Source organism: Acinetobacter kyonggiensis (assembly GCF_900107285.1).
GTDB classification, from domain to species: Bacteria; Pseudomonadota; Gammaproteobacteria; order Pseudomonadales; family Moraxellaceae; genus Acinetobacter; species Acinetobacter kyonggiensis.
Genome location: NZ_FNPK01000023.1, coordinates 1 through 16882 on the forward strand (window position 1 = coordinate 1; position 16882 = coordinate 16882).

Annotated in this window: 18 protein-coding genes and 1 riboswitch; of the genes, 9 read left to right on the plus strand and 9 right to left on the minus strand. The window is 36.4% G+C overall.

Features of this window, described 5'->3' with window-relative positions:
• Nucleotides 1-1066: 1066 nt before the first annotated feature.
• The 7 genes from BLV99_RS14455 to BLV99_RS14485 form a co-directional block, all read right to left on the minus strand.
• Nucleotides 1067-1570, minus strand: coding sequence for a lytic transglycosylase domain-containing protein (locus tag BLV99_RS14455; RefSeq protein ID WP_244516331.1), 504 nt, complete (start codon nucleotides 1568-1570; stop codon nucleotides 1067-1069).
• 271 nt (nucleotides 1571-1841) lie between these two features.
• On the minus strand, nucleotides 1842-2384 hold the full coding sequence (locus tag BLV99_RS14460) for a type 1 glutamine amidotransferase domain-containing protein (protein ID WP_092691973.1): 543 nt from the start codon (nucleotides 2382-2384) through the stop codon (nucleotides 1842-1844).
• Nucleotides 2385-2766: 382 nt separating this feature from the next.
• Entirely contained in the window at nucleotides 2767-3252 is a 486-nt protein-coding gene (locus BLV99_RS14465; RefSeq protein ID WP_092691976.1) for a GNAT family N-acetyltransferase, read from the minus strand.
• 92 nt (nucleotides 3253-3344) lie between these two features.
• Nucleotides 3345-4544: an acyl-CoA dehydrogenase family protein gene (locus BLV99_RS14470; protein WP_092691978.1), complete on the minus strand. Its 1200-nt coding sequence runs from the start codon at nucleotides 4542-4544 to the stop codon at nucleotides 3345-3347.
• 25 nt (nucleotides 4545-4569) lie between these two features.
• The gene (locus tag BLV99_RS14475) at nucleotides 4570-5856 is read right to left on the minus strand and encodes an acyl-CoA dehydrogenase family protein (protein ID WP_171259189.1); all 1287 of its coding nucleotides are present in this window, start codon (nucleotides 5854-5856) and stop codon (nucleotides 4570-4572) included.
• 235 nt (nucleotides 5857-6091) lie between these two features.
• Nucleotides 6092-7465 carry an ABC1 kinase family protein gene (locus BLV99_RS14480; RefSeq protein ID WP_092691983.1) on the minus strand — a complete coding sequence of 458 codons (1374 nt, stop codon included), beginning with the start codon at nucleotides 7463-7465 and terminating at the stop codon, nucleotides 6092-6094.
• A 254-nt stretch (nucleotides 7466-7719) separates the two neighbouring features.
• The gene (locus BLV99_RS14485) at nucleotides 7720-8025 is read right to left on the minus strand and encodes a hypothetical protein (protein WP_092691985.1); all 306 of its coding nucleotides are present in this window, start codon (nucleotides 8023-8025) and stop codon (nucleotides 7720-7722) included.
• A gap of 199 nt (nucleotides 8026-8224) precedes the next feature.
• Here BLV99_RS14485 and BLV99_RS14490 point away from each other — a divergent pair, with 199 nt between their 5' ends.
• From BLV99_RS14490 to BLV99_RS14525, 8 genes are all read left to right on the plus strand, one after another.
• Nucleotides 8225-8605, plus strand: a complete 381-nt coding sequence (locus BLV99_RS14490) for a lysozyme inhibitor LprI family protein (protein WP_092691987.1) — start codon at nucleotides 8225-8227, stop codon at nucleotides 8603-8605.
• 90 nt (nucleotides 8606-8695) lie between these two features.
• Nucleotides 8696-9706 carry a 50S ribosomal protein L3 N(5)-glutamine methyltransferase gene (gene prmB / locus BLV99_RS14495; protein WP_086185488.1) on the plus strand — a complete coding sequence of 337 codons (1011 nt, stop codon included), beginning with the start codon at nucleotides 8696-8698 and terminating at the stop codon, nucleotides 9704-9706.
• Between the two features lie 12 nt (nucleotides 9707-9718).
• Entirely contained in the window at nucleotides 9719-10813 is a 1095-nt protein-coding gene (gene aroC, locus BLV99_RS14500; protein WP_092691990.1) for a chorismate synthase, read from the plus strand.
• Between the two features lie 142 nt (nucleotides 10814-10955).
• Entirely contained in the window at nucleotides 10956-11492 is a 537-nt protein-coding gene (locus tag BLV99_RS14505) for a GNAT family N-acetyltransferase (protein WP_092691992.1), read from the plus strand.
• 360 nt (nucleotides 11493-11852) lie between these two features.
• Complete coding sequence (locus BLV99_RS14510; RefSeq protein ID WP_092691995.1) at nucleotides 11853-12590, plus strand: iron-containing redox enzyme family protein; 738 nt, start codon at nucleotides 11853-11855, stop codon at nucleotides 12588-12590.
• A gap of 142 nt (nucleotides 12591-12732) precedes the next feature.
• Complete coding sequence (locus BLV99_RS18760; protein ID WP_425283561.1) at nucleotides 12733-12900, plus strand: transposase; 168 nt, start codon at nucleotides 12733-12735, stop codon at nucleotides 12898-12900.
• 154 nt (nucleotides 12901-13054) lie between these two features.
• A riboswitch (glycine riboswitch) is annotated at nucleotides 13055-13144 on the plus strand.
• Between the two features lie 143 nt (nucleotides 13145-13287).
• Nucleotides 13288-14532, plus strand: coding sequence for a D-amino acid dehydrogenase (locus BLV99_RS14520; RefSeq protein WP_086185492.1), 1245 nt, complete (start codon nucleotides 13288-13290; stop codon nucleotides 14530-14532).
• Between the two features lie 95 nt (nucleotides 14533-14627).
• Nucleotides 14628-15044 (plus strand): NUDIX domain-containing protein, encoded by a 417-nt coding sequence (locus tag BLV99_RS14525; RefSeq protein WP_167356339.1) that lies wholly within the window; start codon nucleotides 14628-14630, stop codon nucleotides 15042-15044.
• Nucleotides 15045-15099: 55 nt separating this feature from the next.
• On the opposite strand, the gene BLV99_RS14530 is transcribed toward BLV99_RS14525, so the two are convergent.
• Nucleotides 15100-15750: an A1S_1983 family putative colistin resistance protein gene (locus BLV99_RS14530; protein ID WP_092692003.1), complete on the minus strand. Its 651-nt coding sequence runs from the start codon at nucleotides 15748-15750 to the stop codon at nucleotides 15100-15102.
• Nucleotides 15751-15849: 99 nt separating this feature from the next.
• Between BLV99_RS14530 and ispF the strand changes: the two genes are divergently transcribed.
• Nucleotides 15850-16341, plus strand: a complete 492-nt coding sequence (gene ispF / locus BLV99_RS14535) for a 2-C-methyl-D-erythritol 2,4-cyclodiphosphate synthase (protein ID WP_004649474.1) — start codon at nucleotides 15850-15852, stop codon at nucleotides 16339-16341.
• Here the strand turns inward: ispF and BLV99_RS14540 are convergent.
• Nucleotides 16329-16853 (minus strand): protein tyrosine phosphatase family protein, encoded by a 525-nt coding sequence (locus BLV99_RS14540; RefSeq protein WP_092692005.1) that lies wholly within the window; start codon nucleotides 16851-16853, stop codon nucleotides 16329-16331. The genes ispF and BLV99_RS14540 overlap by 13 nt on opposite strands.
• Nucleotides 16854-16882 lie beyond the last annotated feature (29 nt).

Genomic DNA, 16882 nt, shown 5'->3' on the forward strand with positions numbered 1-16882 from the left:
GATGGTAGTGTGGGGTTACCCATGTGAGAGTAAGTCATCGCCAGCTCATTATTCCTAAAAACACCCCAACCTAAACGTTGGGGTGTTTTTTTATGCGTGAAATAAAAGAAATAAAAGTTAAATATTAGGAATGATGAAAAATATTCAAGAGCTGTTTTGCTAGATCACTTGTATTAAAGCAGCTGATTTAGATCAAACCGATAATTTGAAAATATAGTTCAGCTATTAAAATATAATAATTTTTTTTATGAGTTATTCAGGACACTTTAGAAAGAAAGTATTAGCTAAGCTTGAGGAAGACTATTCCATCCGAGCAGTTGCTTCACAATTTGAAATTGATAAAAATACGATTTTAAGTTAGAAAAAGTATATTGAAACTAAGCGAAGACGGCCTCGAAAACCATCAAAAATCGATAATCAAGTATTAAAGGATGAAGTTGAAAGCATCCCCTTGCGTAACAGTATTACTCATACCAAGATGAGCGTGCTCAGCGTTTTTCTTGTGCTCAATCTTCTATAGGTAATGCAAAAGACGATTTGAGATTGCAGTTAAAGCTAACCCACCTAAAACCAGATCCTGAGCTTAGAAAGAAGTTTAGTGATTCTCTTAATCTTTTAAAGATCATCCCCTCATCATTTATCTTGATGAAAATGGATTTAAATCCAATAGAAAAAATGTGGGCATGGGTTAAACGCAAACGTAAAGAGTGGCTTGTTGATTCTATTGATCAGTTATTCCAGTTGTTTTTCATTTGTGTATGGGAAATTAGACGGTTTGACTATAGTTAGTCACTTAAAACTATCTTTAAAGTATCAACTATATTTTTAAATATTGAGTTTAAATTAGTAAGCTCTTGAGAGAAATTTTGCCATGGATGAGTTTCTCTAATTTGATAAAGAATGGCTTTAATGAAATTACTTGAAGTTTGTTGCAGATAAACTCTAAAACTACGGATGAAGAGCATAGTTTCATAAGGCTGTTAAGCGATAAAATTTTATTTACTCGCTATTTTTTGAACAGTAAAGATCATATCTACTTGTTTATGAATCAATAGGCATCTTATACCTATAATGCACTTTTCAATGTTTTCTGATGTTGTTGTACTTGATGTGCATATTTTTTACCTTGTTTCTTCATTTTGTGGCTAGTGTTATAACCTGTAGGGCCTACATTGTAATAGGCCAAGGCTTTCGGCCAACTACCAGCCTTGCTATTATAAGAGGCTAAAATATATGTACCACAATTAATATTATTATTTTCTTCAATCAAATCCCCAGAACATATTTGTTGCCAATAACGTGGAATAATTTGAGTAAGCCCAACAGCACCTACAGGTGAAATAGCATAGTTTTTATAACTTGATTCTTGTCGAATCATGGCAGCTAATAGTAATGGATCAACATTATACTTATCAGCACTTTGAACAATCATAGGCGATACACGATTTGCTGTATTGGGTTCAATAGCATAAGCTTTTTGTATGCCCATAGATAATTTAGCAGACCGTTTAGCAATTGAGCCACTGCCTAAAGATGAACAACCTGTAAAAGCTAGGGCAATAATGGCTATAGTTACGAATTTAAATGTACAGAAATGAGTATTTAATAATTGTGATTGTAAGTAAGATGTAATGAACAAGGTTAGAAACCAAAAGTAAAATTTTATTGAAAGTTATGCTAGTGACCTTAGTCGCTAGAGTCAATAGTGGATGTTTTGTATTATTTACTCAATTTGTGAAAAATGTTGATGCTAAAATTATTGACTGATTTTGGAAAATAAATTATTTCATATAAATAGAATATCTTATTATTTTGGTGCAAGGTATTCATTAAAGAGTATTTTAACTGCTTAATTCTTTTAAGATGGCTTCATTAAAAGCTGGAATATCGTCAGGGCATCGTGAAGTAATCAAAGACCAATTGTGGATATTACAACGATGAACATTTTCATCCACCCAATTTCCGTCAGCATTTTCTAGATCCAATTGGATGCTTTTATAAGAGGTTAAAATTTTATCTTTAATTCGTCCAGCATTGATTAAAACCCAAGGTGCATGACAAATAGCGGCAATAGGTTTTGCATTATCTGTGAAGTATTGAATAATTCTATGTGCATCTGGATTTAGCCTAAGTATATCAGCATTTATAGTTCCCCCAGGAATCACCAAAATATCATAATCTTGTGCTGAAACTTTGGCTAATGTGGTTTGTGGAATATAAGAGGTTGCAGATTCTTTACCACTTTTAACTGTATGTACTTCCTTTTGTTCTTCAGCAGCATGAATCACTTCAATGCCTTTCGATTGTAAAAATTCAAGTGGTTTGATTAGTTCATCGTGTTCTATACCAACATTAGAAGTAATAAATAATGCTTTTTTAGACATGTTAAAAATCCTGAATTTTGTATTCGAATTTTTACATTAACAAAGTGTATTCGATGAAGCTGTACAAAATTTAGCTTGTTCTTGTTAAAGTTTGAAAAAATTGAGTGAAAATAAGCCCCATACATGATGAGGCTTATTTTATATAGATTTCAAGTTAGACCTTTTTCTTACTTTTATGCATCCTGCTTGCATCGTTTATTATTTTTATTATTGGAAACATCCTATTTCCTGATAATTTAATCATATATTTTTGGATCTATTTCAACCAGCCGAGATTGTATACTTTAGTTGTAAGTAATTGCGTACAAAATAGAGATCGTTGGTCGGTAAAACAGAGTCGAAGAATGACTGATTTTCTATCGCTCTAATATTTAGGCATACATTAAAGTAGTTTTTGCATCCAAATTTCACAAGCATGGCTATGCCCAGTATTTCCTTTAGGTTGGTCTAAATATTTAAAACCTAATTTTTCATACAGTTTGATTGCTTGCCATAATTCTTGGGTCGTTTCTAGATAACAAGATTTAAAACCTTGTTGCTCAGTAAATTGAAAACTTTTTTCTAGTATTTGTTTAGCAAAGCCTAAACTACGAATTTCGGGCAGAAAATACATTTTTTGAATCTCTAGTATGGTTTCATCACCTTTTAGCTTGGATAAGCCGCCACCACCAAATATTTGACCATGTTCATTTTCAATGATCCAATATTGGCTATTTTTCTGCGAATATACGCTGTATAAATCATCTAAAATTGGATCAGCTACGGCAAAACCAGATTCAGCAGCGAGTCCAAATTCTTTGGAAACTTCGCGAATAATACGTGCAATTTCAGTATTGTCTTGGGCTTGGATCGGTCTGATGTGATACATAAACTTAAACCAATAATAGTAAAAAAGAGATGGATTTTTATAACAAAAAATTCATCTCTTGTAAGTTCTTTTTCGATTAAACAATCACAAAACTATTTTAATTCACTTGAATTTTTGCCTAATTCGCGACGCGCAATAATGAGTTGTTGAATTTGTTGTGTGCCTTCAAAAATGTCGAGAATTTTTGAGTCACGCGCCCATTTTTCCAATAATTCATCTTCGTTATAGCCAACAGTTGCAGCCAGTTCGACACATTTTAATGTGATTTTATTACAAATTCGTCCTGCCTTGGCTTTTGAAATAGAAGCTTCACGTGAGTTCGGTTTTTTATTGTCAGCCATCCACGCAGCTTTCATGGCCAGTAAACGTGCAGCTTCCCATTCTGCCTCCATCCGATAAATTTGTGCGGCTATATAGGATGTCTGTAAATAGGGGGTAGCATAATTTTCATCGAGTTGATCTTTAAAAATTTCTTTAATTCTTTCTAGCGATGCTTTGGCACAGCCTACAGCCATTGCAGCGACCAAAGGGCGAGTGTTATCAAAAGTTTCCATGACACCAGCGAAACCTTTTGCCACATCAATTTCGGCATGACCCAATAAATTTACACTCGGTACACGGCAATCAATAAAGCTAATCACGGCAGTATCGGATGCTTTAATACCGAGTTTATGTTCCAGACGTTCTACTTTCATTCCCGCAGTTCCTTTCGGAACGACAAACGATTTAATCGCAGCTCGACCTTGTTTTTTATCTAAGCTTGCCCAAACAACAACAGAATCTGCACGTTCACCTGAAGTCACGAAAATTTTTTCGCCATTTAAAATATAATCATCGCCATCTTTGGTTGCAGTGGTACGAATCGCTGCGGAATCTGAACCACAGCCAGATTCGGTAATGGCCATTGCGGCCCATGTGCCTTTGAAGCGTTCTAGCTGTTCGTCATTTGCGACAGCTGCGATTGCGGAATTACCTAAACCTTGACGCGGCATACTCAGTAATAATCCGGTATCTCCATAGCACATCTCAATGACACCGAGAGCCGTAGACATATTGACACCATTTTTATTTCCAGCTTCGGTGTTGCCACGTTTTCCGACGGCAGCACCTGCGTTCATACCTTCGCCACCATCGTTCATCCCGTCAAGGATTGAGGCAAACATATCGAGTTCTTTGGGGTAGCTATGCTCGGCTTTATCATATTTACGTGAAATAGGGCGCAGTACATTGACAGCCGTTTCATGGGCTTGATCTATCAGTAGCTTAAATTTTTTAGGATTTTGTAAGTTCATGTGCTTTATTCCTTATTTTGATAGATTAAGCATGTAAGCCTGAATGTAAGATTGCTGTTGCACGTAAATCACGATACCAACGTTCTACGGGGTGCTCTTTGGTAAAGCCATGACCGCCTAAAATTTGCACACCATTTGTTCCAATTTGCATTGATTTTTCTGCGCAGAGTAATCGTGCTAAATAGGCTTCGCGATGAAAAGCTTGACCTGCTTCTGCAAGACTTGCTGCACTTAAAATCAACATACGCATCGCATCAATTTCAATTGCCATATCTGCAATCATAAATGCCACACTTTGACGATGTGAAATGGGTTCACCAAAAGCAGTGCGTTCATTGGCATATTGAATACAGTAAGCTTTGACTGCCTCACAAGTGCCTACAGCCATAGCGCACCACATTAAATTACCTAAGTCTAAAAAAGCTGGATAATTAAAGTCCTCATCACCCAACAGTTCAGCAGGGGTTTGGTTGAATTTTAAAGTGACCGTTTCAGCGGCTTTCATCCCCATGGCTGTGCTTTTTTTAGCGGTAATAGTGTGGTCGCGTTTTACAATGAACACCTCTGGTGAGCCATTAAGTTCAGCATTCACCAGCAATAGATCAGCCGTTTCACCTAAGATAACCAAGGTTTTTTCTCCATCAATGCTATATTTTCCATTGTCTGAAATTGCTTTGGTTTTTAAGTTGAATGGATTAAATGCAGGGGTTGCTTCTTGTATCGCAAACGTTGCTTGGATGTCGCTATCATTGGCAAAGCTGGGTAAATAGGTCGCTTGAATTTTTTCCGAACCCCATTGTGTAATTGCATTTATGACACTAAAGGTAGAAAGTAAACCCGCAGTTAAGCTGAAATCACCTTTAGCTAAATGTTCAGCAATCAAAATATTACTTAAAATATTTTTTTCTGTTGCCACGCCACCTAAGGCTTCAGGAAGCGCATAGTAATTTAATCCTAGATTTGTACAGTGTTGCCAAAGCACAGTGGGAAATTTTTCTTCTTGATCTGCTGAATGTGCTAAAGGATAGAGCACTTCAGATGCAAATTGATCCATTGCATCACAGGTCATTTGTTGTTCTTCGGTGAGATTTAAATCGAAGAGTGATTTTTGCTGATTGGGTAGACGCTGTTTGTGGATGTTTGCATCTGCTTTAAATACTTTTTGGGTTTTACTTAAGGTCTTAAAACTAATTTTTGAGCCTTGATATAGCGATTTTTCCAAAAATTTACGTAGCTTGAGCTGATCAAGAACATCACTTCCCGCAATTTTGGTGATCAGTGAAAGCCCAAATCCTTGTGCCTTGTTTATCATATTGGTCATTATTATCGTCCATCAGTTTTTGATTTTTTGTATTTTTATGCTGACATGTGAACATGGAAAAGACTATGTCGTTGCTGACAATTAAAATTGACTTAGATGAATGGTTTTAAGTTTTTTTAAAATTGCTTAAATTACTGAATAATATTTATTTTTTTAGATTTTAATTTAGCGTTAGAAATAGGGGATTGACTAGAATGACAATAAGCTCATTCTAGTCAAGACCGCTTTATAAGAATTTTTCAACCATGTTACGGACATTGGTTTTTGCATCAATCACGGTCATAAAAGTGTATGCACCAATGAATTTACGGCTAATAAACATAAATTCTTTTGGCGGTACGCTGAAATAACGCGATGCCATTGATTTGGATGCACGCTGCATTACACGGCTATGTAGTTGGCTCTTTTTCCAATCGTAACGCTGTTGTTCATCCATAACGCCTTCAGGTAAGTCTGGATTGTTTGTGATTGTACTAAAGGCTTCAGTGGCTAATAAAAAGACTTTCGCCATGTCGGGTTTAATGCTTTGAGGAATGGAATCAAAGAATTCATAACCAGTCATGGCATTGACCATTTCATCAATATTATGATGATAGCCTGCTTGAATTAAATTGCGAGCAACGCTCAGCAAATGCTCATCAAATTGACGAATAGCGCCAAAATCTAACAGTACAATTTTATCTTTACTGTCTGATCCATTGCCCAATTGTACCAAATAATTGCCAAAATTTGGATCGGTTTGCATTTCGCCCCATTCAAAAATTTCACGAACGGCAATTTCTAAAGATGCTTCACCGAGTTGATTGCGACGTTCTTGAGGCAGAGACAACATCACAGGGCTATTGATCGGGACACCACGTTCAAAGGTCATACAAAGAATTTGATCTGTGCAGTACTCATCAATAATGTGCGGTACGACATAGCGTGGGTCATCTTTTAAACGGTCTGCAAAACGACGCGTAGTCGCAGCTTCGATGTCATAGTTGACTTCACGATGCAGCATTTCGCGGACTTCATCAAACCATTGATCAAATTCACGGGTTTGCGGCACGATGCGCGTCAGTTTAAGCATATTTTTAAATAAGCTCATATCTGAATCAATAGCATCGGCTACACCAGGATATTGGATTTTAAGCACAATTTCCAAGCCATCTGATTTGCGAGTGGCACGATGTACTTGTGCCAATGAGGCTGTGCCTAAAGGTTCATGGTCAATTGTTAAATCATGCAATTTAGAACCTAATTGTTGTTCTAAATGCTGTTTAATGGCTGGCCATGCAAGGGCAATAGTTTGATTATTTAATGTATTAAGCGCTTGTGTGATTTCTTCAGGTAAAAAATGTTCGCCATACAGCGCCATCATTTGACCAATTTTAACGATCGAACCTTTGAGTTTACCAATTTCAGAAACAAGATAATCGGCTTGCTCTTTCATGGCTTTTTTACGTTTCTTTTCTTTTTCTGCTTCACTGGAAAACATAGTTGTCGCATTAGATGCAGCCCAACGAGTTCCTGCTAGTAAAGATGCTTTAGCGATAGATAAGCGTCGATCCATAGAGGAAGTTTTAAGTTGTTTAAGCTTATCGTTCTGATCTGACATTAAACAAAATCCTTTAATCAGCAAGTCGCAGAATAATTAATTGTAGCGGATATTAACGTGTATTGACGTATTAAAAAAGTTCAACATGCTTAAATAGAGTATGAATATGCTGAATATTTAATGCATTTTTCAATAAAAGCGCCTTTTATGAAGATGAATCTGTACTTTTATGTTGCGAGCCTAATCATGGGCAAGCGTACTTTTTAAAGGTGTTTATCACAAAGGATATGTGTTAAGAGCTGCATATCCGCTACTTACATATTAAATTGAATTTTAATGTTACTTTTTTGGCTTAACGTCGTTTTATTGTTTTGAATATACTGAAAAATCATGGCTTGAACAGTATCATGCTGAAAACCCAGTGAATAACCTTTTACAATGATAATACTCGGTAGACTAAAAAATAGATATTTAGCATCATCTTCAGTCGCTGTTGCATAAATACCGTGTTGAATGAGAATTTCTTGGAAAAACTTTTTTTCATGTAAAACTTGAGTGGATAACGTGTCATTCCAATAATTTTGACGCATTGCCATTAAATTGTTGTGTTTATAACTCATAATAAAAGATTCGATGCTGAATTGAATGAGAGTGTGTTCAATATAAGGGCATTTGTGCCGAATTCAATATGAAAATTGCAGTGAGCTTTTTGATCTTTAGATTTCAACATGCTGTGATAGGAATCTGTAGATGATTACTGTACTATTCATAAAATAAAAGAATAGAATTTTAAATGAGTCATGTCGACAAGGGGAAGTCATGCGATTCGGATCAGCCATTTTTGGATGTATCATTGCTTTGGGGTCAAGTACAGCTTTTGCTAATGGATACTCAGCAGTATATACGCAGTGTTTAAATAAAGCTTACGGTGATCTAGAAATCATTAAAAAGTGTGTAAGTACAGAACAGGAAAAACAAAATAAATTACTGAAAAAGTATTACGAAAAAGTTTTGGAAAATAATACTCAGCACACGGTAAATATTAAACAACAGCGTCAACTTTGGCAAAATCAGGTTGAACAGCGCTGTTATTCGGCACTAAAAAGTGATTTTGGTAAAATAAGGCAAGCGAAGTGCCAGTTAGAGATGACCATGAACCAAGTCAGTTATTATCAAAGTAAGCAATTAGGTCTGAGTTAATTGTGCATGAATGTCATGCAAGCGTTATAAAAACCAGTAAAACAAGGTATCATAAGGCGTTTAAAAATATCGACCTTGGAGATGCCTTAAGTGGATCAACTGACCATTAGCCCTGAACATTTGCAGGAAGCCGCTGAAAACCTAGTTACCATTCGCGATTTTATTCGTTTTGGTGTTTCAGCTCTACGTCAATATGATGCACATTTAGGTCAAGGTACGGAAGACTTTTTTGCTGAAAGTTCGGCTTTAGTATTGCAAACATTGGCATTGGATTGGAGTGCGAATCCAGAAATTTTAGATGCGAAATTATTGCCAAGTGAAAAAGCAGAATTTATCAGTTTACTTGAACGTCGTATCAATGAAAAAGTGCCAACCTCTTATTTATTGAATCTAGCTTATTTCTGTGACAAACCATATTACGTAGATGAACGTGTGCTTATTCCACGTTCACCGATTGCAGAATTGATTAATCAGCGTTTTGCACCGTACTGCTTAGATGAAAATGGTCAAGTACGCGAAGCTTTAAATAATCTGCCTGAAAATACAAATCCTAAAATGCCACGTCGTATTTTAGATATGTGTACAGGTTCAGGTTGTATCGCAATTGCTTTGGCATATGCATTCCCTGAATCTGAAGTGGATGCGACCGACATTTCTAAAGAAGCTTTAGAAGTGGCTTCGATTAATGCTGAACATCACAATATGCAATATCAAGTTGCATTGATGGAATCAGACTTATTTGCAAAAATTCCTGCTGAAAATCAATATGACTTAATCGTGTCAAATCCTCCGTATGTGGATGCTGAAGACATGGCTGATTTACCTGCTGAATTTTTACATGAGCCAGAACTTGCGCTTGCTGCGGGTCAAGATGGTTTAGATTTAGTACGTAAAATGTTAGCGCAAGCTGCTGATTACTTGACTGAAGATGGCTTAATCGTGATTGAAGTCGGTAATTCTGAATGGGCAATGAAACAGAATTTTAATACTGTGGATTTTCATTGGTTAACATTCCAAAAAGGTGGTTCAGGTATTTTTGCTTTAACAGCAGAACAATGCCGTAAATACCGTGATTTATTTGTAAAATCGGTTCAAGCATAAGGAGTTGTGAACATGGCAGGTAATAGTATTGGACAGCTGTTCCGTGTAACGACTTGTGGTGAATCTCATGGCGTTGGCCTCATGGCAATTGTCGATGGTGTTCCGCCAGGTTTAGAACTTTCTGAAGCCGATTTGCAACACGATTTAGACCGTCGTAAGCCGGGCACCTCTAAATTTGCAACTCAACGTAAAGAACCCGATGAAGTTGAAATTATTTCAGGTGTCTTTGAAGGTAAAACCACAGGTACATCGATTGGTTTGCTGATTCGTAATACCGACCAGAAATCGAAAGACTATGGCAATATTGCACAAACCTTCCGTCCGGGGCATGCAGATTATACTTATACCCAAAAGTATGGCTTTCGTGATTACCGTGGTGGTGGTCGTTCAAGTGCGCGTGAAACAGCGATGCGTGTAGCGGCAGGTGCGATTGCCAAAAAATATCTGGCTGAAAAGTTTGCGATTGATATTCGTGGTCATGTCACGCAAATTGGCACAGAAAAAGCAGAAAAATTAGATTGGGCAGAAGTTCCGAACAATCCTTTTTTCTGTGGTGATGTTGATGCGGTGCCTCGTTTTGAAGCTTTAGTGACTTCATTGCGTGAACAAGGCACAAGTTGTGGTGCAAAGCTTGAAATCGTTGCCGAAAAAGTTCCAGTAGGTTGGGGTGAGCCTGTATTTGACCGTTTAGATGCCGACATTGCCCATGCGATGATGAGTATTAATGCGGTTAAAGCTGTTGAAATTGGCGATGGTTTTGCTGTTGCAGAACAGTTTGGTCATGAAACACGTGATGAGTTAACAACCAATGGTTTCTTGGCAAATCATGCGGGCGGTATTTTGGGTGGCATTTCATCTGGGCAAACGATTCGTGTGGCAATTGCATTAAAACCCACTGCAAGTATTACCACACCAGGTAAAACGATTAATATTGATCGTCAGGATACTGATGTATTAACCAAAGGTCGTCATGATCCTTGTGTGGGTGTACGTGCGACACCGATTGCGGAAGCCATGCTTGCCATAGTATTGATGGATCACTTTATGCGTCATCGTGCGCAAAATGCGGATGTGATTGCACCGTTTGCACCGATTGAGCCGAAGTGAAATAAAGATTTTCTTTACTGAACCTCGTTAGTGAAGAATTCATCTACAGGCTTAATAAAACCAGACTTTATGTCTGGTTTTATTTTTGCATTTCATCCAAAATCTGCTAGATTTTGTTAATCACAGATCAAGATAATAAAAATTGAAAAACTTAAGTTTAAGAATAGCAAATTCTTCAGATATTCAAAATTTAGTGATTCTAATCAACCAAGCTTATAGAACAAATAATGCTGCGAGTTGGACCAGTGAAGAAGGTATTGTTGCTGGGACAAGAATTAATGAAGAACAATTGGTTCATCTTTTGTGGCAGAAGAATGTGTGGCTCTTTGTCGCCGATGTTAAGGACAACCCTCAACAGGGATTGCTTGGCTGTATTGGTTTGACTTTTCAACAAGATACAGTGGAAATAGGTACTTTTTGTGTTGCATCTGCTTGGCAAAATCAAGGTGTTGGTCGGCAGCTACTTAAATATGCAGAAATGAAGGCACAAGAAATATGTGCAAATTTAAAGTGTTATGAGATGTTTGTACTTGATGCCAGATCTGAATTAATTGAATATTATGAACGGTGTGGATATGTTAAAACTGCTTACATTGAAAATTATCCTGTGAATGCAAATGTAGGCATCCCATTAATTGATTTAAAGCTACAGCAGATGAAAAAGTTGATCACGCAATAGATAATTTCTCCGCTGTTGTTGATCTGTAGCATAAGCTAAAGCCATGCTAAATCTTATTTTTCCACGACTAATTTTTTTATAAATCTTAGAATGTAAAAGAGGGATTGTTTTGCCTGCGTTACACTGAATTAAATAAAATGTGTGTTAGATTATAAAAAGATAATATAATTCTCTTCTTTAGAAGTTTTTGTATTCAATATTTAACTAATATAATCATTAAGCTCAATAAAATGTTATATAAATAAAAATAGTTACAATTTAAACAACAATGATTGTGTATTTATTGTATTTAGATAAAATCTAAAAAGCAGCAACCATAGAATGTGGTTGAATTAAGTCATACGAATAGGATACATCGCAATGACTGCTATGAATCAATATGGAACAAAATTAGAAATTACAGCTCATTCGGAGTGGTCTCAAAAGTTTTGGGATGAACTTTTTCCTGCGAAAGAACGAGTTAGCAAACACCCTTTATTTTTAGATATGGCGAATGGATCATTGAGTCTAGAATGTTTTCGTTCAGCATTACTTAATTTTTATCCTTTAGTTGCTCATTTTCCATCTTATATGGCTGGTGCGCTTGCTAAAGCAACATCATTTTCTCTAGAGGGGGTCATAGATACTAGAAATTGGTTAATTCAAAATATTAAAGTTGAAGAAAGTCATCTGCGTTGGTATCAAGATTGGGCTAGAGGCTTTGGTTTAACCGCTGAAATGTTAAATGAAGTTAGACCTCCTGCTGCAATGAATGCAGTGAATCATTTTCTATGGGATGTTAATTTTAGAGGAACTTTAGCGGAAAGTATTGCTGCAACAAATTTAGCAATTGAATGGGCAACAGGGGACTGGACAATACAAGTTTACAAAGGAATACAAGCATATACAGAGCACCCAAAAGTAAGTATTAATAAGCGATCTTTGGCTTGGTTAAGAGCACATGCTCATTATGATGATTTACATCCGTATGAAGCAATGGAGCTTATCAAACGATTGTGTGATAAAGATCCTGTATTGCAGAAGAAAGCATTTTTAGCTGCACAAGAAGGTTTGGCGTATTATGAATTAGCGTTAGATGCATGCTACAAATTACGTTAGAAAGATTTACAAACCGTCATTTAGAAGAAAACTGTACCAATCGTTAGCTTTGGGGGAAAAGTATTCTTTAATATTAGATAATACTTCATTTTACTGAGGTGGAAATATAAGACAGACTGTATAAGCATGTGGTTGTATTTTAATCTATTTACCAGCTTATTCTCCTGCGTTAAATCTAATAGAAAAATATTGGGCAGTGCTCAAGCAAAAAATAAGATTGCTACTATTCTTTGGGTACTGCTCTTTTTGGATGCGTTGGAAATCATTTGTAGCTCTTAAAATGTTTTGCTCATGTAAAATTTCAATGTAAGTGCTGGAATATACTGTATTTTAGAACTATTGAAATTGAATAACAAAATTTTAATTATTTGATATATATGGTTATTTATTACAACAAAATTGGTTAACAAATATAATTAATTTAGTGTTCGCAAATGGTATAAAAATTGCTCATATTAGAATAAGCAATTATTGCAGGAGAGATGTTCTTCTGTGAACACGCCGAAGGAGCAACGACCCCGGAAACTCTCAGGCAAAAGGACTGTAATAATTTTAAAAATCTGGAGAGAAGCATATAAAATATGCTCACCGAAGGGGATGGTCAGCGTTGAAATTTTTAGCGTCATGGTCGAAGCTCTCAGGTACCAATGACAGATGGGGCTCATAGAAATGTCAGTACATTTCAAGGGAGTGTCGTATGTGTCATATTGTTGTGATTGGATCGGGAATTACTGGTGTTACTTCTGCCTATGAGTTGGCAAAATTAGGCTATAAAGTCACCGTGATTGATAAACATTTATATGCTGCTATGGAAACATCATTTGCCAATGGTGGGCAACTTTCAGCGTGTAATGCAGAGGTTTGGAATCAAAAATCCACGGTGCTAAAGGGCATGAAGTGGATGTTTAATAAAAATGCACCTTTGCTGCTTAATCCTTCATTTGACCTGCATAAATATGGCTGGTTAATAGAATTTCTCGGTAATATTAAACATTATGAAGCCAATACGCGTGATACCGTAAAAATGGCGTTATTGGCACGTGAGCGTTTATTTACCGTGGCTGAAGAAGAGAATATTCAGTTCGATTTAGAGAAACGTGGAATTCTTCACTTTTATCACAATAAATTGGATTATGAAGTAGCCACTCGGGTTAATACTTTATTGAATGAAGGTGGGCTAGAACGAAATGCGGTTACGCCAGAAGAAATTAAAAGTATAGAGCCGAGTTTAAAGGGTGAATATTATGGTGGCTTTTATTGCCCAGGGGATGCAACAGGGGATATTCATAAATTTACAATAGGTTTAGCCAAAGCCTCTGAAAAATATGGCGTGAAGTATGTGTTTGGTATGGAAGTCACTGATGTGAAGCATCATGCCAAAGGTGTTACGGTGCTTTATCATGCAAGTAATGAAAATATGCAATTGGATGCAACGACAGTGGAATCACTAGAGGCCGATGCGATTGTGGTTTGTGGTGGTGTTGGCAGTTACCATCTGGCAAATTTATTAGGTGATCGAGTCAATATTTATCCAGTGAAGGGATATTCGATTACGCTTAATTTAAATGATGAAGATAGTGTTAAGCATGCACCATGGGTTAGTTTACTGGATGAAAGTGCAAAAATTGTGACTTCGCGTTTAGGTGCAGACCGTTTAAGGGTTGCAGGAACAGCAGAATTTAATGGTTATAATCTTGATATTCGAGCAGACCGGATTCAACCACTGACAGACTGGGTGAATAAAAATTTTAATATTAGTACTGAAAATGTTGTGCCGTGGGCAGGTTTACGTCCAATGATGCCAAACATGATGCCGACTGTCCGACGTGGTCGCCGTGAACGAGTGTTTTATAATACAGGGCATGGACATTTAGGTTGGACGTTGTCTGCGGCAACAGCAGTGATGATTAGTCAAGAAGTGGCATCACAACATCCCATTTAATTGTATAGAAACTAAAAAAGTGCAACGTGATATGTTGCATTTTTTTTGTCAGTTTAATATATGATTATCAAAAGATTTTCATGAGATGCAAGAAAATGAACAAAGTCTGTCCAGTGATTCTGAGAAAAAACAATCACGTATTGGAAGTTTTACTTTTTAAACATCCGACAGCAGGTATTCAACTTGTAAAAGGTACGATTGAAAAATCAGAACAAATCTTTCATGCAGCTATACGTGAATTGTATGAAGAATCGGGCATCGTTGTGGAACAACAACAATGTTATGATTGGGGAGCACATCAAATAAGCAACCAAACGTGGCATTTTGTTTTTTGTGATACTTCAAGTCAAGATTTAGAGAATCAATGGTGTTATGACACATTAGATGATTATGGGCATTGTTTTGAGTTCTTTTGGGAAAATATAAATACATATCACATTCTAGCTTTACATTCCAAGTATGTACAAGCCCTAGATTTGATCAGGCAGAAAATGAATCTTTATTTGCGGTAAGCAATAAAAAGTCGCTAATATTTAATTTCAAAAAAATAATGAATGCATTAAAAAATTAATCATAAAGCCGATATACACCGACAAAACGTTCACAGCCTTTTTGCTTGGTTTTGACCGATAAGATTGCTTTATTGAAATTGAACTGATATTTGCAATCATGTTCGTTATCTATAATTTCATCTTTCTTTTCTGTTGTTGTATACGCTAAGAATGGAATGGTTTGAGTTTCTAATTTATTGTTCGGGTTACGGTAGGCAATACCTTCAATTTTAATTTTATCTTTGGTGAGTTGATGGACTTGTAAATGCACAGGTTGACTGGCAATTCTGCCATTTTCAAATTTTAAATAGTGATTGGTTAAACTCTGATTCAGTGATGTGTAAAAATTAAGATCTTCAATGCGTAATTCAAATTGTTGTTTATAACAATCTGAATTTTTACATTGCTGTAAACGCTTAAACCATAAGGTATGTGTATCTTCTAATAAATGAACAGGTGCATCACTGACTAAAAAAGCAGTTATATAATCATTGCTTAATTTTTTTCGAAATTCTAAAAAACTTTCAGCACAAATATTTTTCATTGACGATGTATTTGGGCGAGAGCAGTCAATTTCTTGAGCATAAGTCATGGTTGAGCACAAACAGCCAATACTGAATAATGTGCTTAATGTTTTAATGAGATTAATATCGGTATTCACCAGCATGATCGCTTATAATTTCACTATGTTGCGCTGATGTAACTATAGCGAAATAGAAAGCGTGAATACAACATTTCAATCATTTATTTCTTAAGGATGCTAAAAGTGGTCGCACAAATTCGAATTGGTCAGGGAATGGATGTACACGCCTTTGAAGAAGGTGATTTTGTAACTTTAGCAGGTATTAAAATTCCCCATACACATGGCTTAAAAGCCCATTCAGATGGTGATGTCGTGTTGCATGCTTTATGTGATGCGTTATTGGGCGCGTTAGCTTTGGGGGATATCGGGCAGCATTTTCCCGATACAAATGCAAAATTTAAAGGTGTAGATAGCCGAGTTTTACTTAAGCATGTCTATCAACTTATTTTGGATCGCGGTTATGTGTTAAATAATGCCGATATTACGGTCGCATGCGAACGTCCTAAATTAGCCAAACATAATTTAGAAATGCGTCAAAGTATTGCTGATGTCTTGAACGCGCATGTCACGCAAATTAGTATTAAAGCGACAACCACAGAACAGCTCGGTTTTACAGGACGTCAGGAAGGCATTTTGGCAACGGCAACAGTCTTGATTTCACATCAAGCAAAATGATCTGGATGGATGAGCGCCTGTTGTAATTCTTTGGTGGCTTTACGACCTTGCAGTTGTAAAGCGACTGCATGGATTAAGCCTGTCCATGTGTCATTGGGTTCCCAAATGCTATGCATCAGCTCTTGCGCCGTAGGCATGTCCATATCCATAGAATATTGACGATATAAATACATCAAACAACTTACATGATAATTTTTACTACAGTGAACCCAAACCATTTGTTCTTGTACTAAATGAGCAAGCATATCTAATATTAGTAAACATTGGTCATCAGATGGGGTTTCAGCAGAAATAGGTAATTGAATATAGTTTAAGCCTAAATCTAAACAAATTTTATCTTCATGAGTTAAATGCTGCTTTGCATCAGATAATCCCAAGTTCACAATTGTTGTGACACCGTATTCTTTAATCAGCTTGAGCTGTTCAGCAGATGGCTGAGCAGATGTGAAGAGGTGTTCGTGAATAAACTGGAAATTTTCAATGTGGCTTAATGCATTTTCAATTTCATTCATAAGATAAAACTTTTCCTAAGGTTAAAGTA